Source organism: Ornithinibacillus liuyingii (assembly GCF_055550225.1).
Map to the genome: position 1 here is coordinate 74,636 of NZ_JBPWOS010000004.1, position 20,892 is coordinate 95,527.

The 20,892-nt window shown below is 35.8% G+C and carries 23 protein-coding genes and 1 riboswitch; of the genes, 15 read left to right on the plus strand and 8 right to left on the minus strand.

All coding sequences use genetic code 11. The annotated features are described in order from the left end of the window. A complete protein-coding gene (locus ACSKT4_RS06515) occupies positions 1-828 on the minus strand; it encodes a MerR family transcriptional regulator (RefSeq protein WP_246521550.1) in 828 nt (275 codons plus the stop codon). Positions 829-944: 116 nt separating this feature from the next. Between ACSKT4_RS06515 and norA the strand changes: the two genes are divergently transcribed. After that, positions 945-2,129: a multidrug efflux MFS transporter NorA gene (gene norA / locus ACSKT4_RS06520; RefSeq protein WP_186869044.1), complete on the plus strand. Its 1,185-nt coding sequence runs from the start codon at positions 945-947 to the stop codon at positions 2,127-2,129. 124 nt (positions 2,130-2,253) lie between these two features. Here the strand turns inward: norA and ACSKT4_RS06525 are convergent, their stop codons facing one another. Then, entirely contained in the window at positions 2,254-2,688 is a 435-nt protein-coding gene (locus ACSKT4_RS06525; protein ID WP_186869043.1) for an Hsp20/alpha crystallin family protein, read from the minus strand. Positions 2,689-2,789: 101 nt separating this feature from the next. On the opposite strand from ACSKT4_RS06525, the gene ACSKT4_RS06530 reads away from it, so the two are divergent. Next, the gene (locus ACSKT4_RS06530) at positions 2,790-3,392 is read left to right on the plus strand and encodes a DUF2179 domain-containing protein (protein ID WP_186869042.1); all 603 of its coding nucleotides are present in this window, start codon (positions 2,790-2,792) and stop codon (positions 3,390-3,392) included. A 260-nt stretch (positions 3,393-3,652) separates the two neighbouring features. Here the strand turns inward: ACSKT4_RS06530 and ACSKT4_RS06535 are convergent, their stop codons facing one another. Beyond that, positions 3,653-4,561, minus strand: a complete 909-nt coding sequence (locus tag ACSKT4_RS06535) for a helix-turn-helix transcriptional regulator (RefSeq protein WP_186869041.1) — start codon at positions 4,559-4,561, stop codon at positions 3,653-3,655. A gap of 77 nt (positions 4,562-4,638) precedes the next feature. Between ACSKT4_RS06535 and ACSKT4_RS06540 the strand changes: the two genes are divergently transcribed. Next, a complete protein-coding gene (locus ACSKT4_RS06540) occupies positions 4,639-5,094 on the plus strand; it encodes a VOC family protein (RefSeq protein ID WP_186869040.1) in 456 nt (151 codons plus the stop codon). Between the two features lie 80 nt (positions 5,095-5,174). Here the strand turns inward: ACSKT4_RS06540 and ACSKT4_RS06545 are convergent, their stop codons facing one another. From ACSKT4_RS06545 to ACSKT4_RS06560, 4 genes are all read right to left on the minus strand, one after another. Then, complete coding sequence (locus ACSKT4_RS06545) at positions 5,175-5,618, minus strand: hypothetical protein (protein ID WP_186869039.1); 444 nt, start codon at positions 5,616-5,618, stop codon at positions 5,175-5,177. A gap of 17 nt (positions 5,619-5,635) precedes the next feature. Then, the gene (locus ACSKT4_RS06550; RefSeq protein WP_465823050.1) at positions 5,636-6,028 is read right to left on the minus strand and encodes an SMI1/KNR4 family protein; all 393 of its coding nucleotides are present in this window, start codon (positions 6,026-6,028) and stop codon (positions 5,636-5,638) included. 338 nt (positions 6,029-6,366) lie between these two features. Beyond that, entirely contained in the window at positions 6,367-7,797 is a 1,431-nt protein-coding gene (locus ACSKT4_RS06555; RefSeq protein WP_186869037.1) for a serine hydrolase domain-containing protein, read from the minus strand. A 39-nt stretch (positions 7,798-7,836) separates the two neighbouring features. Further along, complete coding sequence (locus ACSKT4_RS06560) at positions 7,837-8,409, minus strand: TetR/AcrR family transcriptional regulator (RefSeq protein WP_186869036.1); 573 nt, start codon at positions 8,407-8,409, stop codon at positions 7,837-7,839. A 243-nt stretch (positions 8,410-8,652) separates the two neighbouring features. Between ACSKT4_RS06560 and ACSKT4_RS06565 the strand changes: the two genes are divergently transcribed. Further along, the gene (locus ACSKT4_RS06565; RefSeq protein WP_186869035.1) at positions 8,653-9,126 is read left to right on the plus strand and encodes a GNAT family N-acetyltransferase; all 474 of its coding nucleotides are present in this window, start codon (positions 8,653-8,655) and stop codon (positions 9,124-9,126) included. A 179-nt stretch (positions 9,127-9,305) separates the two neighbouring features. Here the strand turns inward: ACSKT4_RS06565 and ACSKT4_RS06570 are convergent, their stop codons facing one another. Then, positions 9,306-10,727: an aminotransferase-like domain-containing protein gene (locus ACSKT4_RS06570; protein ID WP_186869034.1), complete on the minus strand. Its 1,422-nt coding sequence runs from the start codon at positions 10,725-10,727 to the stop codon at positions 9,306-9,308. A gap of 98 nt (positions 10,728-10,825) precedes the next feature. Here ACSKT4_RS06570 and ACSKT4_RS06575 point away from each other — a divergent pair, with 98 nt between their 5' ends. The 11 genes from ACSKT4_RS06575 to purB all read left to right on the plus strand — a co-directional run bounded on the left by ACSKT4_RS06575 (position 10,826) and on the right by purB (position 20,888). After that, positions 10,826-11,428 (plus strand): LysE/ArgO family amino acid transporter, encoded by a 603-nt coding sequence (locus ACSKT4_RS06575; RefSeq protein ID WP_186869033.1) that lies wholly within the window; start codon positions 10,826-10,828, stop codon positions 11,426-11,428. 721 nt (positions 11,429-12,149) lie between these two features. Beyond that, on the plus strand, positions 12,150-12,695 hold the full coding sequence (locus ACSKT4_RS06580; protein ID WP_186869032.1) for a sigma-70 family RNA polymerase sigma factor: 546 nt from the start codon (positions 12,150-12,152) through the stop codon (positions 12,693-12,695). Beyond that, the gene (locus ACSKT4_RS06585) at positions 12,664-13,749 is read left to right on the plus strand and encodes a DUF4179 domain-containing protein (protein ID WP_186869031.1); all 1,086 of its coding nucleotides are present in this window, start codon (positions 12,664-12,666) and stop codon (positions 13,747-13,749) included. Before ACSKT4_RS06580 ends, ACSKT4_RS06585 begins: the two co-directional genes overlap by 32 nt. A 364-nt stretch (positions 13,750-14,113) precedes the next feature. Then, positions 14,114-14,341, plus strand: coding sequence for a hypothetical protein (locus tag ACSKT4_RS06590; RefSeq protein ID WP_186869030.1), 228 nt, complete (start codon positions 14,114-14,116; stop codon positions 14,339-14,341). Between the two features lie 441 nt (positions 14,342-14,782). After that, on the plus strand, positions 14,783-16,021 hold the full coding sequence (locus tag ACSKT4_RS06595) for an MFS transporter (protein ID WP_186869029.1): 1,239 nt from the start codon (positions 14,783-14,785) through the stop codon (positions 16,019-16,021). Positions 16,022-16,256: 235 nt separating this feature from the next. Continuing rightward, positions 16,257-16,724: a hypothetical protein gene (locus ACSKT4_RS06600; RefSeq protein ID WP_186869028.1), complete on the plus strand. Its 468-nt coding sequence runs from the start codon at positions 16,257-16,259 to the stop codon at positions 16,722-16,724. Between the two features lie 67 nt (positions 16,725-16,791). Then, positions 16,792-17,076 carry a hypothetical protein gene (locus tag ACSKT4_RS06605; RefSeq protein WP_186869111.1) on the plus strand — a complete coding sequence of 95 codons (285 nt, stop codon included), beginning with the start codon at positions 16,792-16,794 and terminating at the stop codon, positions 17,074-17,076. 59 nt (positions 17,077-17,135) lie between these two features. Then, the gene (locus ACSKT4_RS06610; protein ID WP_186869027.1) at positions 17,136-17,525 is read left to right on the plus strand and encodes a disulfide bond formation protein DsbD; all 390 of its coding nucleotides are present in this window, start codon (positions 17,136-17,138) and stop codon (positions 17,523-17,525) included. Between the two features lie 240 nt (positions 17,526-17,765). Then, positions 17,766-17,865: riboswitch (purine riboswitch) on the plus strand. 131 nt (positions 17,866-17,996) lie between these two features. Further along, the gene (gene purE / locus ACSKT4_RS06615; RefSeq protein WP_186869026.1) at positions 17,997-18,491 is read left to right on the plus strand and encodes a 5-(carboxyamino)imidazole ribonucleotide mutase; all 495 of its coding nucleotides are present in this window, start codon (positions 17,997-17,999) and stop codon (positions 18,489-18,491) included. Beyond that, positions 18,475-19,596 (plus strand): 5-(carboxyamino)imidazole ribonucleotide synthase, encoded by a 1,122-nt coding sequence (gene purK / locus ACSKT4_RS06620; RefSeq protein WP_465823052.1) that lies wholly within the window; start codon positions 18,475-18,477, stop codon positions 19,594-19,596. The genes purE and purK overlap by 17 nt, the downstream gene beginning before the upstream one ends. Continuing rightward, entirely contained in the window at positions 19,593-20,888 is a 1,296-nt protein-coding gene (gene purB / locus ACSKT4_RS06625; RefSeq protein ID WP_186869024.1) for an adenylosuccinate lyase, read from the plus strand. The genes purK and purB overlap by 4 nt, the downstream gene beginning before the upstream one ends. Positions 20,889-20,892 lie beyond the last annotated feature (4 nt).

Genomic DNA, 20,892 nt, shown 5'->3' on the forward strand with positions numbered 1-20,892 from the left:
TCAATCCTTCTTATAAACATGTAGCATAATTTTAGTGACGTATTCTTCCTCGTTATTTTTTACAATGGAATCATATACGAATTCTTCAAAAACATATTCTCCCAAGACTAGATTTAATCTGTCCATTTCTTTAAAGAATCGTTTATAGGTTTGGTTAACAGTTGCGACTCCCCCGATATGATAGCCACTTAAGAAATATCCCTTAACTGCTTGAAAGTACGGATAACCTTGCTTTGGTGTGGGTTGCTCCATATACAAATAACTATAATTTGTATATTCCCCTTTTAAAATATGCTCTCTTTTCGTAATAACCCCAATTGGATATCCTGAATCTAGTTTGGATATGTATAACTCGTCAATAAAATCGGAAACGACCTTAACAAATTCATCATTTGAGATGTTTTCAATATTTCTACTTAAATAAAGTGTCGCTTCTGGCAATTGTGTTAACGTGATTTGATCAAAATCGGTCTGGGCGGCATCTTCCATTAATTCTATTTTTGCATCGATTAGCTTCTCCTTCATTTCTATTTCTTGGCGTTTGATGACGATTTCTTCTTTCTTTTGATGCATTAATTCTAAAAATCTCTCTGGAGATTTATTATTCATGTAGTGTTGAATGTCTTTCAAGGACATATCTAGATCCTTTAACAAATCAATCACATTAAAGAGCTCTATTTGATGAATAGAATAAAAACGATATCCTTTTTCGTTTTTAATAATGGGTGATAGCAGGCCAATTTGATCGTAGTAAAACAGGGTTTGCTTGTTTACTTTACAAAGCTGGGCAAACTCACCGGAAGTTAAATATTTCTCTTTTTTGCTCAATTTGATCATCTCCATCTTGACTATATAGTTACTATATACATTAGGATAATAAGTTGTAAATAGAAAATTATCTATATGTTTATGAATATAAAGTAAAGGTTAGGGAGAATGAGAATATGCGTACAAATAAAGTCACCTTATGGTTATTACTACTGAACTTATTTATTGCCTTTTTAGGAATTGGTTTGGTTATTCCGGTATTACCGACATTAATGAATGAACTAGGTATTACGGGAAAGACAGTAGGCTATTTAACTGCAGCATTTGCGATTGCCCAATTAATCGCTTCACCATTAGCAGGTAAGGCTGTCGATAAGTTTGGCAGAAAGATAATGATTGTTATTGGGTTATTTATTTTTGGTTTTTCGGAATTTTTATTTGGTATTGGGAAAGAAATCGAAACCTTATTCATATCGCGTATTCTAGGTGGTATTAGTGCGGCGTTTATTATGCCAGCTGTTACAGCCTTTATCGTTGATATCACGACGAAGGAAACTCGTCCTAAAGCGCTGGGATATATGTCTGCTGCAATTAGTACTGGATTTATTATTGGTCCTGGGATCGGTGGTTTCCTTGCAGACTTCGGAACTCGAGTACCGTTTTTCTTTGCTGGTGGGCTAGGTAGCTTTGCAGCTATTCTATCGATTATCTTATTAACTGAGCCTGAACGTGCAGCAGAACATGAGGATGAGGAACAGGATGCGCAACAAAAAGTTGGCTTCAAGCGATTGTTTGTGCCAATGTATTTGATTTCGTTTGTACTAATTTTTATTACCTCGTTCGGACTTGCAGCTTTCGAGTCATTTTTTAGCTTATTTGTCGATCATAAGTTTCAATTCACGCCAACAGATATTGCGATTGTCATCACCGGTGGAGCAATATTTGGTGCTATCTCCCAAGTCTTATTATTTGATAGGCTTACCAAGTTATTAGGGGAAATTAGGTTAATTCAATATAGTTTATTATTATCAGCAGTGCTCGTTTATATGATGACGGTTGTCCAATCATATCTATCTATATTACTCGTAACCTTTATTGTGTTTGTAGGGTTTGATTTATTCCGTCCAGCGATAACTTCCTACCTTTCTAATATAGCTGGTAGGGAGCAGGGATTTGTTGGGGGAATGAACTCCATGTTTACGAGCTTAGGAAACATTTTTGGTCCAATAGTGGGCGGCGTATTATTTGATATAGATATTAATTATCCATACTTCTTTGCTACTGCGATTATAGCGATTGGAATCGTATTATCGTTGTTTTGGAAACAACCTGCTAAGAAGATAGTTACGGAAGCTGGTTAATTAAACAGTAATCTATACCTAAGTAACTGAAATATGTATTTGGCTATATAAAAGCTCCGGAATATTGCCGGAGCTTTTATTGTGTAGATTAGAATACCGCTTAGGTGATTTTCTGTTATTATCATTAGTTTTCCTCCAATAATTCAACCTTAACGCGATTCTTCTTACTAGAATCAGAAATTAACCGATGTAATTGGATATATAGTAATCCATTATGATAGGTTGCTTTGATTTTATCCGAGCGAACTGGAAATGGTAAGGGAAGCTTTCGGTCAAACACACCTTGTAGTATCTCTTCCTTCACTATGGTACCGGCACTAAAACCGATATCTATCGTTCCACGTAAATCTAACGTTGTATGGTCTACATAAATATCTACTTTATCCAAATCCGTTAATCCTGGTATGCTTGCAATACATAATATTTCATTGTCCGTTTGGTAAATATTGATTTGGGGAATGGTTGGTTTAAGGATCCCTTCAAACTGATTCCAAAATTGCTCGCCAAAGAAGTGATCTAAATTCCGTTTCCAATCAGACATTTGCTGAAATGGATCCATGACAACACCTCATTTTTTGCAGTATGATAGTTATACTATATGCAAAGTCTAAAAAATGGGTGTATGCCCTTAGGAGTATAAGAAAATAGGAGGTTATGTTATTGCTGGAAAATGCTCTAATCATGGTTGCTATCATTCTGATTATTAATATCGTGTATGTTTCCATGTTTACCATTCGTATGATTTTAACATTAAAAGGACGCCGCTATGTGGCAGGCTTTGTTAGTATGTTTGAAATTGTTGTCTACATATTTGGGCTAGGTCTTGTATTAGATAATTTGAACGAGATACAAAACGTACTAGCTTATGCTCTTGGTTATGGAATCGGGGTAGTTGTTGGTTCCATTATTGAAGAAAAGCTTGCACTTGGATATATTACTGTAAATGTTATCTCTGGTAATCCTGATTTAAACTTTACCCGTAGATTAAGGGAAAAGGGGTATGGTGTAACCAGTTGGTCTGCTTATGGAATGGATGGAGACCGGCTATCTATGCAAATATTAACACCAAGAAAATACGAACTACGATTATATGAAGAAATTAAAACCATAGATCCGAAAGCCTTTATCATTTCCTATGAACCGAAGCAAATTCATGGCGGATTCTGGGTAAAACAAGTTCGAAAAGGACGTTTACTCAATCCGAAGAAAAAAACGAATCCTGAAATTGAGAATACAACAAAAAGTTTTGATGAGATGTCTTAAGGAACTAATGGGAAGAATATTGTTAACATGGTGATAAGGCATAGCGAAGGTGGGAAAGGAATGGATTACTTATTATTTCGTGATCGAGTTTTTCAATTCAGATCCTTGTTTTAGTAAAGATATAGTGTCCAGTAACATGATAGTTGATAAATCTCAATTTGAAAGATAAATAATACTTTTCACCCTCTGTTCTAAAATGGGAACAGAGGTTTTTTTATGATATCCATCGTATACTAAATCAAAGCTAAACACTGAAAATTCTATTTGTAGAGCTTCACTGCTTGCTCCAGAAAGAATAAATATTTTGTGATAAAATTTTTTGGCTTTAAAATTTTAACTTTATTACCGAAGCCAGCTAAAAATTGGTAGGAAAATTGATTCTCTGGCAATTCAATTGTCACATGGTAGGTTCTTGGAGTCACTTTTGTAACGGAATTTTTTCCGTATCTCTCAATAAATTGATCTCTTACAGCAACATCTATCGATAGTTGTACAGTAACCAAACTTTGTTGTTCATTATGTTGTTTTTTTTCTTCAGATATCTTATCGGATCTTGGGGTAAAAAAGCCGTCTTTTTGGATATTTGTTATCCTCGTCAGTTTAAACGTTCGATAGTCCTTCCGTTCTAAACTATAACCAAAAAGATACCAATGCATCTCTCTCAAATGTACCTTATAGGGTTCTACGAATCTGTACGTTTTGTTTCCTACTTGATCCACATATTCAAATTTTAATAACCAATTGTTCTCAATTGCTTGCCTAATAAATAAAACTTCTTCGTTGATTTGGCTTCTTCCCGGCCAATCATAGAAAGTTAAATCAAGTGGTGGAGAAATATCTGCGCTGGTCATTCCTCTGATTTTTTGAATAGTCGTATGAATCTCTTGATTGGTAATCAGTCCCTCTAAGCCGCCTAAAGCTATAAGTATATTTTCAATATCCATGTGATTTAGTAATCGCTTATCGAATTTATACTCTTCCATTAGCGCATATCCCCCTTCAGGACCATATTCCGCATAAATGGGGATGTTTGCATAACTTAATGCTTCCATATCACGTTGAATCGTTCGTCTAGTTACATTAAAAAGTCGACTGAATTCAGATGCCGAAACAACTTCTTTTTGTAACAAGATCATCACTATCGAGATAAGTCGCTCAATTTTTTTCATATTGTCCTCCCATATACGACATACAGTTGTCGCCTATGGCCTATTATACTACAAATATGAAAAGGAGGAATTAAGTTATGAAAGCAATATCTTATCTACAATTTGATGGAAGAGCAGAAGAAGCGTTAGCCTTTTATGAAAACGCATTACAAGCTGCAAATGTAAAAATGGTGAGATTTGGTGCTTTTGGTCAAGATCCAAATGCCCCATTAACAGAAGAAGAACAAAACATGATTATGGAATCTCGAATTGAGTTTTCAGGGAATATTATGATGATTTCTGATGTTCCGCCTTTTATGCAAGCTGGGATAGGCGAAATCACAAAAGGGAATACCGTCTTAATCAGTATTATTGATGGTGATCCAGAAATGAATAAACGATTTTTTGAAGGGCTTTCAGAAGGTGGTACTGTGATCATGCCGATATCTTCTACGCCATGGTCAGCAAGTTTTGGAATGCTAGTTGATAAGTTTGGGGTAATGTGGAAATTTAATGGTGAGGCGAGTAAATTTCTAGATAGTTTCGTAAGTTAAATTTGTATTATAAAAGTTGTGGTTCAACTGCTCTGCTACGGTGGATTGAATATCTACCGTAGCACGATACAGGGAAATGCCTACCCTTTATTCTCTTTACCATCAACTAATTTTTGTAGCTTTTTAGCATACCTTGGAATTACTGGATCAGAGTGTTTTACTAATTGCTCAATTACACGCCTTACTAAATTCTTGTTTTCAGAACTCTCCGTGTCGTATTTTGACTCAATAAACTTATACAAGACTTCCGCAACAACATGAGGTGCAAAATCTGCCTTCTTCGAATGAACTAACTGCTCCATATTCGTAAGTAACCAGGTTGAATCATCATCATGACGGAAAAAATATTCCAATGCTTCTTGTATTATCCCTACTTTGTCCGTTTTGAAGAATTTTTCTGCTTCCTCATAAGTATAGCTGTCGTAGAATTTATCAAGCTCTGTTAAGTCATTTGATCCATCATCTTCATATAACTTGTTTAGAAGTTCGTCAAAGTTGGCGGCGATGACATCCTCGAATTCCATCTCCGCATCAATTAAGATTATAGGAGGGCTCGTTTTGGTTTGACGATAATCAAATGCAATAATATTTCTCCACCATTGTTACTTAGAATAACAATATCTTTTGGAAGCTCCCACTCTTTGATGAGATAAATTGATTCTAAAACACCTTCACTTTTCCTAGTACTGATACCATGCAGGAAATCAATGGTTAAGTCAGCATTTTCCTCTGGGTTCTCTTCATCAATATCTTGTTCGTAGACATACGGATAGCGATTACATTTCAACTCTCCTCCATTCTTCTCTCTAAGTAGATTTATATAAGAAACCGGGAATGTGACTCCCAACTTTCTTTCTACTTTATCTATGGTTTTGTCATCAAGTGGATCCAACTCATAATCATCAAGAACGTGGTTTGCCCAAATGTCAGCCATGGATTATACACCTCTCACTCCAATTTTTATAGAATATCATAGAATCTGGAAATTTTATTAATATTTTACTCTTTTACCATACCACCATTTAATTAAAGAGGTATAGGTCTTTTAAGTTATTTCATCGACAAGAATCGACTAACTATGTATCTAATAAATACAACGTACTAAAGTAGTCCTTAATTCAGTTATGATTCCTTCCGTTCATTAGAATATAGAAGGGATCATTTTATTAGGGAGTGGATTTACAGGAAATATAACACAAAAAATTAGCTGGTTTAAATCAGGTGCAATACCGAACTTGAACCAGCCAAGCACTTTAGAGTGCACCAACGTGATTAAGTCTCTTTTCTATTCTTGAAGTTCTTTCGTTTAGCGAAAATAATGAAGAAAATGAAAATCCCGTAAGCTCCCAATACTCCTGTCAGGCAGCTTGTAAGAAACTGGAGGTCTGGAGCAAATAGTCCAAAAGTCCGCCAGGATATTCCCATACTGAAAGAGATAATTGGAATGAGAGCAACAGCGAGTAAAATGGAAAGAATACCAGAAAATATCCAAACTTTTTTATTTATGACTTTTCTACGATTTAAGCGAATTAAACTTATAGAAATAAAAACAATTAAAAGTAATACGATACCGAGCAGAATCCATTGGGTGCTGACACTTAATTGAGTTAACTCTGGGTTTTCCCCATTGATAATGGATCGGATTCCCTCCATCATACTTAAATAAGCGACCGCTTCTAGTTCATGGTACTTATTGGTTAAAAGAACAGCACCTAGCTCCTCTTCAGGAATTAAGAATATCTCGGATCTATAATCTGTTGTTGCCCCAGTATGATAAGGATATTTATTCCCGCTTCTAGGAAAATGCCAGCCTAAACCATATCGTTGGCCACTTTCTGGTGGTGATTGTAATTCGGCTAAACTTCTTTCATTTAATAATTCACCACCCTGTAACATGAATTCAATAAACTTAATAAGGTCACTTGAAGTTGACGTCATATAGCCGTATGGTGCTCCCGAATGATCATACAACCCATCCCCTTTAATTGGTTGACCAAACCATGATTGGTAGCCCGGTACTAAACCTTTGTCTATCGCACTTTCATAGTCTGCAGTTGTGTTTTCCATATCCAGTGGTGCAAAAATATTGTCATTAATATAGGTAGAGAATGCTTGATTAGAAACCGCTTCAATAATAGCCCCTAATAGTAGATAATTGGCTGAGTTATATTCATATACCTTTCCGGGACTTTGACGTAATTCTACGCCACTTAGTTCTTCAACGGCTTGTATGATGCCAGAATTTTCATCACGATTCTCTTGATCTGTTACTTTCAGCCCCTCATAGGTACTTATCCCACTGGTTTGTTCCAATAAATGACGTACCCTTATTGATTTATTACTATCGGTTTTATAGGTAAACCACGGGATGTACGTGTCGATTGGTTCATCTAGTATAATTTCCCCTTCTTCTACTAACTCCATTATTGCAAGTGATGTTAAAGGCTTACTTATTGAACCTATTAGAAAAGTTGTGTCTTCGCTAACTGGGGAACCGTCACTCATTGTCCCCCAGCTATCTTGAAAAATGATATTCCCTTTATGTACGACTGCCAGTGTGGCGCCAGGTATATTATATTCCTCCAGCGCTTTTTCCATAAAAGATTGGATTTGGTTAGTGGTAGTGATCTTTTTATCTGCAAATGAATGGAACGGGGTGATAATAATCATTAAAGTAAATAACATCCCAACTATTTTTCTCATTTGGTTTCTCCCTTGTACCCTTAATATGTATTAAACACTTTAGTCAGAATTCGAATTGTTTATATAAATCTCTACTAATTCGGTTAAAAGTTTATATGAATGATCTATATCAAATTTATCATTCACTATTTTTTGTAATGCCAGGCCATCAAAACAAGCCAATAATATACTTGCAAGTGCCGTGGCATCACGGGAACTTTTCACCATCTGTTGCAAAGGATTAGAAAGACTCTCTCTTCCATTGTCGAGTATAGACTCCACTTGCTTTTCGAGATCACCGCCTTTGTCCTTTATCCCTAAAGAATATATTTCATATCTCCAACGGTACCAATCTGGATCCTTTTCCACCCTTGTTTTTATTTCATGTAGAACCTCTAGCGGGCTAATTGATTCTCCTGTATGTCCGTCGTATAGCTTTTGGTACTGGGTTTGTACTTCCTCTTGTACAGAATGTAATAGCTCCTCTTTATTCTTAAAATAATAATGAACTAGTCCAGGTGTTATACTTGCTTCATTTGCAATATCTTTTATCGAAGCGTTGAGATATCCTTTTTCAACAAATACATTGTAGGCAGCATCAATTAATTGCTTTCTTTTATCCTGTTTACTCATTTCGATACCCCCTAATTTAGTTGGTTGACCAACCAAATTATATGAAACATATTTCACTGTGTCAACTAGCGTAGGGTATATTAATAACTCATGAATTTTCTAAATATCGAAGATTGTTGTAGAGTTGAAGAAGATCGGGGGGAAAGTGAGCTATATGGAGTATAAAATTAGATTAGCGAATGAAAACGACTTATCGGGCTTATGTCAAATTAGAAATATACACAATAAGAAAGGATGTCAGTAATGGAAATACGCAATGTGAAAAGTTCTGATTATTACATTATCTCACCTTTGATTAATGAATGGTGGGATGGTAGGAAAATGTCCGATATGTTGCCAAAATTGTTCTTTGACCATTTTAATAATACAAGTTTTATTGCTGAAAAAGATGGTCAAATTATTGGCTTTTTAATTGGTTTTTTATCTCAATCTAATACAGATGTTGCATACATACATTTTGTTGGTGTTAATCCTTATTACCGTAAAAATTATATTGGAAAGCAACTTTATAATGAATTTTTCAATGCGGTAAAAAAGAATAATCGAAATGTTGTTCGTGCTGTAACTTCACCAGTAAATAAGGTTTCAATCACTTATCACACCAAGATGGGATTTGATATTGAAAATGGTGATAAAGAAGTGGAAGGAGTACCTGTATTTTCTGATTATGATGGATCAAATCAAGATAGGGTGTTGTTTGTTAAGAGGGTAGATTAAAACCCGATTCTTGTTTTACTAATGGGTGCATTACTTTAAGAAGGAAAGATCCACCCGTTATTCAACTATTGGGGCGGGATTGTTGAAGTTATAAGATAGACCAATGACTCAATTATAATAATGAGGAATTGGTCTATTATATGAATTTCTTAACGTGTCAATATTTATTTTCCTACTGGTTATTGCTGGATTAGTTCTAATAAAATATTTAATCCCTCATTTAATTCTTCAAAAGACGCATAGGCATAGGAAAGACGAATATGATGTAAATCTCTCGTTTCATAGATATAACCTGGGTTGATTAAAACATTTTTCTTAATTAATTTTAAAAATAACGCCTTATTTACAACAGGTTTATGAAATCTGAGCCATATATAGAAACCGCCCTCAGACTTTTTCCAAGTTGCAATTTTTTTGAATCGCTGTTCCAATATTTCTTCTACAAAACTTGCCCTAGTTTTCAATTGTTTACGGAGTTTAATTAAGTGCTTTTCATATAGACCAGATGATATCCCGTGTGCAACAATTTCTTGAGAAAAGGCACTTGAGCCGTAATCCGTCTGCATTTTGATATCAGCTAATCTCCTGATTACAGGTGTAGGTGCAACAACCCAACCAATTCGCAATCCAGGACTTAGCGTTTTGGATACACTTCCAATATAAAGAACTTGCCCCGATATATCAAACGACTTTATAGCAGGCGGGGGAGATTCAAATAACAGTTCGTGATACACATCATCTTCAATAATTGGAATATTTAGCTCTTTACACACATTGTAAAAGTATTTTCTTTCCTCTATGGACCAATTATACCCTGTTGGATTGTGTAATGTAGGTACACAGTAAAATAAAGATTGTCTGTTTCTTTTAAGTGTCCTTAAGGTATCTGCTAAATGTTTATCCCGTGAAATTGAAATCATTTGCATTCCAGAAGATTGAAAAGGGTGGACAGAATTTAAGTACGAAGGTAGTTCTTGAAAGACAATGGAACCTTCTTCTAATAATCCAACTGCAATTAATTGAAGTGCTTGCAATGCACCAGAAACAATTAAAATATTTTCTGGATTAGTTTGAATACCTCGCTTTTTTAAATAATTGCATAAAATTCTCCGGAGTTTTCCACTTCCTTGTGGCGATGAGTAGCCAATTTCCTTTGAATCAAGGGATATTTTTTTTAATGACTGTTCAATTTGCTTCGTTGGTAGTAATTCCGGTGATAATTCTCCTGTTCCAAGACGGATGATTTGGTCCATTTGCTCATATTCGTTGATGAGTTGAATCGTATGATAGTTTGGTTTATGGATACTTGATTCAATGTGTTGCTGCCAATTCGGTTGAGAACGGTTCAAAAGAGCATTCCATGAATTATTAGCTACATATACCCCTGAACCCATTTTTGATTCAAGAAAACCATCTGCTTTTAATTCATCAATCGCAAGTTGCACAGTACTTCGATTCACATTAAATTCCATTGCTAGTTGACGCTGTGTTGGAATCTTTGTACCAACACTCCAATCACCTTGTTCAATACGAGATTTAATCCAATCAACAATTTGCTCTTGAATAGTCAAATGAGAATGACGATTTGGTTTCCAATCCATCTAATCCCCCCAAAATTGGATGGATATAAAAACATCCAATTGGTTGTTTTCTTTTAGTTGTATCATAGTACGATAGTAATTAAAAGGGAGTTGATTAAATGGAAGCCATTCTTCATGGAATAATCTTAGCATTCGGTCTTATTTTACCTTTAGGAGTACAGAATGTATTTGTATTTTCACAAGGTGCCACACAGCCAAAACTACTTCGAGCACTTCCAGCTACCATTACAGCTGCACTTTGCGATACATTTTTAATCCTCTTAGCTATCTTTGGGCTATCCGTAATCGTCTTACAATTTGAATGGCTACGCATTAGCCTAATGATTACCGGAATTTTATTTTTACTTTATATGGGATATGTAATTTGGCGTTCGGAACCAAGTACAACTAATATGAATAAAGCATTACCAATCCGTCAACAAATCATTTTCGCTTTATCTGTTTCTTTATTAAACCCCCATGCCATTTTAGATATAGTCGGTGTTATTGGGACAAGTGCATTAAAATATCTAGGAATGGAACAGGTTTTATTTACAATTGCTTGTATTACAGTATCTTGGATTTGGTTCTTTGGCTTAATGCTGGTGGGAGCAGTCATGAAAAAGTTAGATGGTACAGGAGGTTTAATGAATATTTTTAACAAATGTTCCGCTCTATTTATCTGGGGAACTGCCATATATCTTTTTATTGGACTAATCTAACGTAGCCTAATAGTAGTTTTTTGCGGTGGGAGTGATACTTAAAAAAGATAAAAAATAGGGTAATAATCGTTTGATGTTTGTGAAAGATTGTACTTAAACTAACGGGTGCGTTAATGAAATAAGAGATCATCTTTTTGATGGTCTTTATTTTTGGAGGGAATACTCTGAATATAATGTTATTAACTGATTATAAGATATTATGCTAATGGGGCTGTAGAGTTGAAAAAACATTCAATATTATACATAGAAAAAGAGTGTTAGAAGGATAAAACATTAAGGAATCTCAATGAAGAAAAACAAATTACTAATAAGTGCGGGTTTTATATTAGCTATTTTTGGAGCTTTTGGCTTTATGGTTTTAAGAATCTCATGAATGGATACAGAAGAGAATACCTTATGTGACACAATATTATTGTAGGACTTTTTATTCAGCTATAGGGTGCAATAGCTGAAGATGAGATCGAACGGCAGACATTGTACTAATAGGGCAGTATTGTTTAATAAGAAATTTTAAACAATGTCAGCATCTTGCAGACGGATTCTGATTTGACACCAGCTGAATATACCCTGCTCTTTAGACTATAGATAAGTAAAATAACTATTTACAAGAGCTAGAACGTATTAAACTAAAAGGAGTTTAATACGTTTTTTATGATTAATGATATTTTTGAAACTTTTAATAACAGAAGTCTATCTAATTGTTAGAGAAGGGAGGAAGAAAATGAATCATATAAAACTTATAGTAAAAGCAAAATCTGGTGATGTGGAAGCATTTGAAGAACTATTGAAATTGTTCAGTGACCAATTATATCGAACAGCATTTTTATATACAGGTAATCGAGAAGATGCTTTAGACATTGTGCAAGAAACGAGTTATAAGGCATTTGTAGCAATTAAGACATTAAAAAAGAATAAATATTTTTCTACTTGGTTAACCAGGATACTTATCAATTCTGCAAATGAGTTCTTAAAAAAGAAAAAAGGGAATATCCCACTGGAATACGTAGAGGAATTTATCTCGCATCAAGAAGGAATTAACATAGAACAAATTGATGTAGTAAAGGCAATTAATAACTTGAAAAGGAAATACCGTGAAGTGATCATTCTATTCTACTTTCATGATCTTCCAATAAAAGAAATATCAAATGTAATGGGCATCCCTGAAAACACGGTAAAAACTTATCTACATAGAGGAAAAGATCAATTAAAAATAAACTTAAAAGGAGCGGGGTACGTTGAAGGAAAAATACTTTCAGGAAATATATGAACAGATTGATGTTCCAAAAGAGGATGTCCAGAATTCTATTCGTAATGGAATTAAAAGGGCTGAGTTTAGTAGTAAGAAGAAAAAACGTTCATTAAGAGGTATAGCTGTTGCAGCTATTCTACTTGTTACTACCATTACTATGTTGAGTTTTTCTTTTCCTTCATTTGCAGAGAAACTACCGATTATCGGAACCATTTTTGAGCTGTTCCAGGATGACGAGAAAAGATATATTTTTGATGAATATGAAAGCCACTCCACTTATTTAAATATGACAAAAGAAAGTAATGGTGTCAGCATTACCTTTACGGAAGCAGTCTATGATGGAGAAAATATTACTATAGCTTTTAAAATGGAAAGTGAGCATGATTTAGGAGAGGAACCATTTATTGAATGGGATACTCCCCAAGCAATAATTACTGCCATGTTTAGTGGAAGTCAGCTAATAAAAAAAATAGATGAAAATGAGTATGCTGGCATATTAATATTCAATTTTGAAAAAGGACATCACCCTGATACGTTTGATTTTACATGGAAAGCATCTAAAATCGGTACATTTGATAAGGAAATTGATCAAACTCAATTAATAAATACAATCGAAGGCAACTGGTTATTTGAATTAACTCTAGATAATATCGGAAGTCAAACACAGGAGTTTGATAATCTGTTATCTAAAGGGGAAGGCATGGAATTAGAATTAAAAAGTATAACTAGAACACCAATTTCTACAAGTTTTTACACCAAAGAAAAGGTTAGCAAAAACTTAAAAGAGTGGGAAGAGGAAAATTGGTCAGCTGTCATTTTTGATTATGAGTTGAAGGATAATTTAGGAAATGAATACACCGTTGTAACAAATGGTTCTTATGGAAATCATCAGTACGTAATGAATGGAAGGTTTATGACGACAAATATCGCTGAGGAAGCAAAATCCATCATCATTACACCGATTGCAACTCCCTGGAAACAAGTAGATGAACCAGGCCGAAAATATGGTACTGGCATAGCACCAGCAAGGGAGTCATTCAAACTTGATCCAATTGAGGTTCAATTGGATTAGAATGAGACTCAAATTCTGAAAGAAATGAAGGATAAAGGAGGTGAGAAGCATCTCTTTTATCCTTCTCTTTATTTTACATCATAAATAAAGACATAAGTCGGCATCTTTTAGGTTACTTATAAAAAGATATGAAAGAGAATTGCAAAATTAAGGCTAGATTGTGAAAAGAAAAACTTAAATTAACGAGTGATATAGTGAAACAAGATGATCTATGAAGGTCGCCTTTTTCTTATGGTAAAATTCCAATAATATATTTGGAATATTATGTTAGTATTGATTTGTAGAGTTATTGAAGTAACGGGGCAGGAAAATTGAATAAAGAAGATTGAAAGGAAAGTAATTCACAAAATGGGAAATGTAAAAGGTGGACTTATTACTCTGGATAACTATTGGTTTCATAATAATCGGATTTGTTGTTCTCATTTCTATGAAAAAAGGTATGGAAAGTAAGGTCGTTTTTATAAAAGCAAATATGGAAGACAAGGAAAATTCAACAAAAGCTAAATCCGTAATTTGGTGGATAGTGAGTGTCACAGCTTGGGGATTAGTGAGTATGCTTCTTGCTGATTCGTGGTTTAATCACTTTGGATAACTGATGGTTTCAAATGTATTTAAACAAGTGTTAGAAGGATATAAAACATTAAGAAATCTTAATGAAGAAGACGAATTGCTAATAAGTGCGGGTTTTATATTAACTATTTTTTGGGCAGAGTAAATTCTTGTTCGACTAAAGGGTAGCTTTTTTTAAAAAGGAGAAGAGCCCTTTTTTGTTGAAGTTATTGAACTATGGAAGCAGAATAGTTATGCGAAATGTTTCTACTTTAAATGGAGATTGGTCACAATACTCAGGTAAAGGATAGACAGTTCCTATCAGAACTGAAGGATGATACTGAAGAAACAAATGACGGGGTAACGCCCTAAAGGGTTCTCTTTTATAAAACTACATTTTCTTACATCATGAGAAACAACATTCCAAACCGAACTTTTGAATACAACGACTTTAACTACTAATAGCAAAAGAGGTGAACCCCCGGTGAAAGTAAGAGATCATAAAAGTTTTGTTCGTTTTTGGACTGCATCCACAACTTCAAACTTTGGTACATATATTACGACTATTGCTCTGCAAGTATTGGTAGTGGTAAATATGGGAGGTAGTGCTGTTGATGTTGGCTGGGTTTCAGCATCTAGATGGCTTCCATATGTACTGTTGGGATTAATAGCGGGGGTTTTGGTTGATCGTTTTCACCTAAAGACTGTACTGGTAGTAACAGATATGGGGCGTGGGATTATATTTGCTTTTATTTGCTTATTTGCTGTCACAGGAGTACTGAGTATTGGTTGGCTAATGATTCTGTTGTTGCTCTTTGGTGCCATGTCTCTTTTTAATGATGCTGCCCATCAATCCTTTGTGCCACAATTAGTCCCTCGCCCTTTATTAACACGTGCATATGCACGGCTAGAGCAAAGTGCAGCTGTTGCGGAAACAAGTGGTCCCGCCATTGGAGGGGGGCTTGTCTCATGGATCGGAGCCCCTTTTGCCCTTCTTATAGATGCCGTATCATATCTGTTTTCAGGTGTTTTAATAGCCACAGTTAAACACCAACCCTCAGATAAAGTGAAGGCTGGTCCACTTGGTCAGCAAATCAAGGAAGGTTTGCAATGGGTCTACCAACACCAATACCTTCGTACACTTGCATTAAACACGCACGCCTGGTTTTTCTTCCATAGCATGACGATGACGGTCCTAGTATCCTTTTTTTTGATTGAGCTTGGCTTCGATGCTTCGCTCCTTGGGTTTGCCCTCGCTGCTGCAGGTGTCGGTGCGGTCGCCGGAACCTCTCTATCTTCTCGAGTAGGTGAGCGCTTTGGTATAGGGCGTGCAATGGCTTTTTCTCGAATTCTCTATGCTCCAGCAGTAGTCCTGATTACTCTAGCTCCAGCAGCCATCAACTCTGACCCACAGAACATAGCTATCATTTTTGCGGTAGTAGGGCAGCTCCTGTACGGCTTCTCAATGGGAATCGAGGGTCCTCTCGAAATGGGTTATCGGCAGTTTGTCACGCCATCTCATCTGCAAGGTCGTATGAATGCGACGCTACGTTCCATCAATCGTAGTGCGGTTGTTATCGGTGCCCCACTAGGAGGTGCCATAGCCGACGGACTAGGGTTCCTAACGGCTTTATCGATTTCGATAGCTGGTCTAGGTTTATGCGGACTATGGTTCAGTCTTTCAACGATGAGAAAAGCTCAAATAAAAGAAGACGAAATCTAAAATGCATTAAATAAATTAGACACTGACTGACTATCTAATAACATTATAAATTAAAATGTAGAATCCAGCATAGGAACATATTTTGTGAAATAATCGTACTTAAGCTAAAGGGTGCGTTAGTTCAATTAGGGATCATCAAATTGAGGGTCTTTATATATTTTGAATTATGCTAATATCAAGGTATAAAGGTGTTGTGATAACTAGTTAAACAAGGTTCAAATGTATAGAAGGGAAGATGAAAGTGATACTTTTAAATGGAGTAAGTGGATTTAATGGACCTGATCCAGTAACCGATGGAGAATACTTCAAAAAAGTATGTTACTCGTTAATCCATAGACTAAATGGGAATGTGTTATCTTTTAGCGAACCAGAAGCTGCTCGTCATTATTATGAAGTGAAAGTAAATGTTCTTGAGGAGAATATGTCTATCCTACTCAATAATGTATATCCATTTATCGCTTTTGCTTCATCAGTTGACCATGGCTATATTAAATTTATTGATAATGAGCCGTTGTTAAATGGATTTAGCCCGTACTATCGAGTTCTACGTTCGAATGAGTTAAATGAACCGCTAGTGATAAAGGAAAATAAGGGAAGAATCATTGTGGGAAACAAGAATGAACTTAATGAGGCTGAGTTAAATAACATTAAATATTGGAAATCTAAAACAGTTGGAGATATTGTCTTCAACTATTGGGATTGACTACAAAATAAAGAAAAGAAATTCAACTAAGGGTGCAAGGTTTAACAAGAAAAAGGCGGTGAAAATAATGAGGGAGATTGTGAAAGAGTTTTTTTCACCAAGTAAAATTTATAAGGTTGAAATTATTAAAAGAAACGATGGACTATATACAACGGAGGTCTCAAGGTGGTTTAGGTGGGATGATGAGTATACATATGAGTATTGGAGTCCGATTAAAAAAGGTTTATCGCTAATAGATACAGAGGAAAATGCATTAAAAATTGGAATTGAACAATTAAAAGAACTCTCGGGTGAAAAATTTACTTATAGCTATTTCAATTTTACTAACGAGAGCAATTCCGAAATAGAATGAGCATCAATCAGGACAATATAGCAAATTAACAATATATCATTTTTTTAAGGAGTGGTTAGGTGAATAGAAAAACCTTTAACATAATTGGTTGGATTCTGCTTTTGGGAATGGGTGCTTCGTGGATAGGGTTTGGCTATTCAAATTGGTACTTATTATTAACTCCAATGGCGTACTTATCTTTTTCAATTAACGATGGCAGTATAAAAAAATTAGGGAAAATAAAACAGATATCCTTACTGCAAGTAATTCTAATATTGGTTGCTTTTATTGTGTCGGTGAGTATTGTATTTGGTCTTATCCAATTAGCTAATTACATGATAAACGATATGTTTCATTTAACTGGAGGGATAAAGACACTCTGCGTGATTATTGCTGTGGTATTTTCATTATACCCTGTTAAGTTTACGTTTGGCAGTGTTGTTTATAAAGTAATGAACGCTACAAGATAAATGAATTGCGAGTATTGAAAGGTCGGATGTAATTCCGCAATCGAACACTTTCGTGAAAAAGTCATAAATACTAGTAACGTACTAGCTAAACAGGAAAAACAGTAGTAAAAGATGCAATAAATGTAACAGTATATCTATATTTATAATAAACACTGTATAAAACCGAACAATTGTTGAATTTAAGTAGAAATTGTTCGATTTTTTAATTGACCATTAATGGTATCTTTGTTATGCTAAAGGCATCAAAAGAATACAGATCCTCATATATTTCTTGGAATATGGCCTTGAAGTCTCTACCTGGCACCGTAAATGCTGGACTATGAGGGAAGATGCGTCATTGGTACAACAATGGTTATTTGTCGACCTTATTTTTGGTCTATTCGTCTTCTCTCATCCAATGAGAGAGGTGAATAGACCTTTTTCATGGTATAGGATAGGGAATCTTTTCTACCAAAGGAAGGAGAAATCGAAATGGCTTTAGTTGGTGTAATCATGGGTAGTATATCGGATTGGGATACGATGAAGCATACATGTACCCTATTAGAAGAACTAAATATTCGTTACGAAAAAGATGTCATCTCTGCACATCGAACTCCAGACGAAATGTTTACATATGCGAAAACAGCACGTGAACGAGGATTAAACGTAATCATTGCGGGGGCTGGGGGTGCAGCCCATTTACCAGGTATGGTAGCTTCACAAACAACATTACCAGTTATCGGTGTTCCAGTTCAAAGTAAAGCATTGAATGGACTTGACTCCCTATTATCTATTGTGCAAATGCCAGGTGGGGTTCCGACTGCTACGGTTGCAATTGGAAAAGCAGGTGCTATAAATGCAGGGTTACTGGCGGCTCAAATTCTAGGAACTTTTGATGAGGATATCGCAAATAAATTAGAAAACTATCGTACCAACTTGAAAGCAAAAGTGGATGAAATGAGGGAAGACCTTGCAAAGCAATACTAGTATTCTACCACCACAAACAATCGGTATCATTGGCGGCGGGCAGCTTGGTCGAATGATGGCGATAGCAGCGAAGAATATGGGCTATCGGGTTATCGTGTTAGACCCAACACCGAACTGTCCCACTTCACAAGTCTCGGATGGCCAAATCGTTGCAGCTTATGATGATATGAATGCAATTAAAGAATTAACCGACAAAAGTGATGTTGTGACGTATGAGTTTGAAAATGTCGATTTGGAAGCTGCAACCTTTATTAAGGAGCAGGGAAAACTTCCACAAGGCGCCTATGCATTAGAAATAACGCAAAATCGCGAAAAAGAGAAGACAGTCATGAAGGCATTACAATTACCAGTCCCTGACTTTTTTATTATCCATAATGGCAAAGCGTGTCAGGAGGCATTGAAAGAAGTATCCTTTCCGGTTGTGATGAAAACCTGTCGAGGTGGATACGATGGAAAGGGACAGTTAAAACTAGAATCAGAAGCGGATATTCCAAATGCGATTCAGTTTGCAGAACAAAATGAGCATTGTATCATCGAAACATGGCTTTCGTTTGATAAAGAGATTTCGGTCGTGTTTACTCGAGATGCAAAGGGTGCAATCGAATTTTTCCCTATTGCAGAAAATGTACATAAGGATCATATTCTGTTTCAAACAACAGCACCTGCAAAGATATCGACAGAAGTGCAGAGAAAGGCATATGAAGCAGCAACATTACTGGCAAATAAGATAGAGGTTGTAGGGACATTTGCAATTGAATTGTTTGTATCAGGAAATAACATTTACTTAAATGAAATGGCACCACGTCCGCATAATTCGGGACATTACACCATTGAGGCGTGTAATATTTCACAGTTTGCTCAGCATATACGAGCAATCTGTGGTTTACCATTAATACCAGTGAAGCTTCTTGAACCTTCTGCGATGATTAATATTTTAGGGGAAGATGTAGAACCAACCTTAAAAGCAATGGTTAACGTAAATCAAGGATTTATTCACTTGTATGGAAAGGCTGAAGCGAAAGCAAAGCGGAAAATGGGGCATATTACATTTATTGGAGAAGACAGCATAGAGCAGGTTAAACAGTTTGAGGAGGCAAAACAATGATTGAACGTTATACAAGAGAAGAAATGGGATCTATTTGGACGGAAGAAAATAAATTTAAGGCATGGTTAGAGGTTGAAGTTTTAGCATGTGAAGCATGGAGTGAGCTTGGGATTATTCCAAAAGAAGATGTTGTGAAGCTCCGTGAGAATGCTTCGTTTGATATTAATCGTATATATGAAATTGAACAGGAGACAAGGCATGATGTAGTTGCATTCACTCGTGCTGTATCCGAAACGTTAGGGGAAGAACGCAAATGGGTTCACTATGGTTTGACTTCCACAGATGTAGTGGATACGGCCCTTTCTTACCTATTAAAACAAGCGAATGACATTATTCGAAAGGATTTACATAACTTCATCGAAATTTTAAAAAACAAAGCAATCGAGAACAAGCATACGGTCATGATGGGGAGAACGCATGGTGTACATGCAGAACCGACAACCTTTGGATTGAAGCTTGCCCTTTGGTATGAGGAAATGAAACGTAATTTAGAGCGTTTTGAACTAGCGGCAAAAAATATTGAATTTGGAAAGCTATCTGGTGCGGTTGGAACATATGCAAATATCGATCCCTTTGTTGAACAGTATGTGTGTGAAAAGTTAGGGCTATCACCGGCACCGGTATCGACACAAACCTTACAACGTGATCGTCATGCAGCATATATGTCGACCCTCGCTCTGATTGCGACTTCTATCGAAAAGTTTGCGACAGAAATTCGTGGATTACAGAAAACCGAAACTCGTGAAGTGGAAGAGTTCTTTGCAAAAGGTCAAAAAGGATCCTCTGCTATGCCACATAAGCGAAATCCAATCGGTTCAGAAAATATGACAGGTATGGCCAGAGTCATTCGCGGTTATATGGTAACAGCTTATGAAAATGTTTCCCTTTGGCATGAGCGTGACATTTCCCATTCCTCGGCGGAGCGCGTTATTTTACCAGATGCAACGATAGCACTTAACTATATGTTAAATCGTTTTAGCAATATCGTGAAAAACTTAACGGTCTTCCCAGAAAACATGAAGCGAAATATTGATAAGACACATGGGGTTATCTTCTCACAACGAGTGCTTCTCGCTCTAATCGAAAAGGGAATGAGTCGCGAAGAAGCTTATGACATCGTACAGCCAAAAGCTATGGAGGCTTGGGAGACAGAAGTACATTTCCGAGAATTAGTTAAAAAGGAAGACCGCATTACGACATTATTAACAGAAGAAGAAATTGAGGATTGCTTTGATTATACGTACCATTTAAAAAATGTTGATGTGATCTTTGAGCGCATCGGCTTAAACTGAGGTG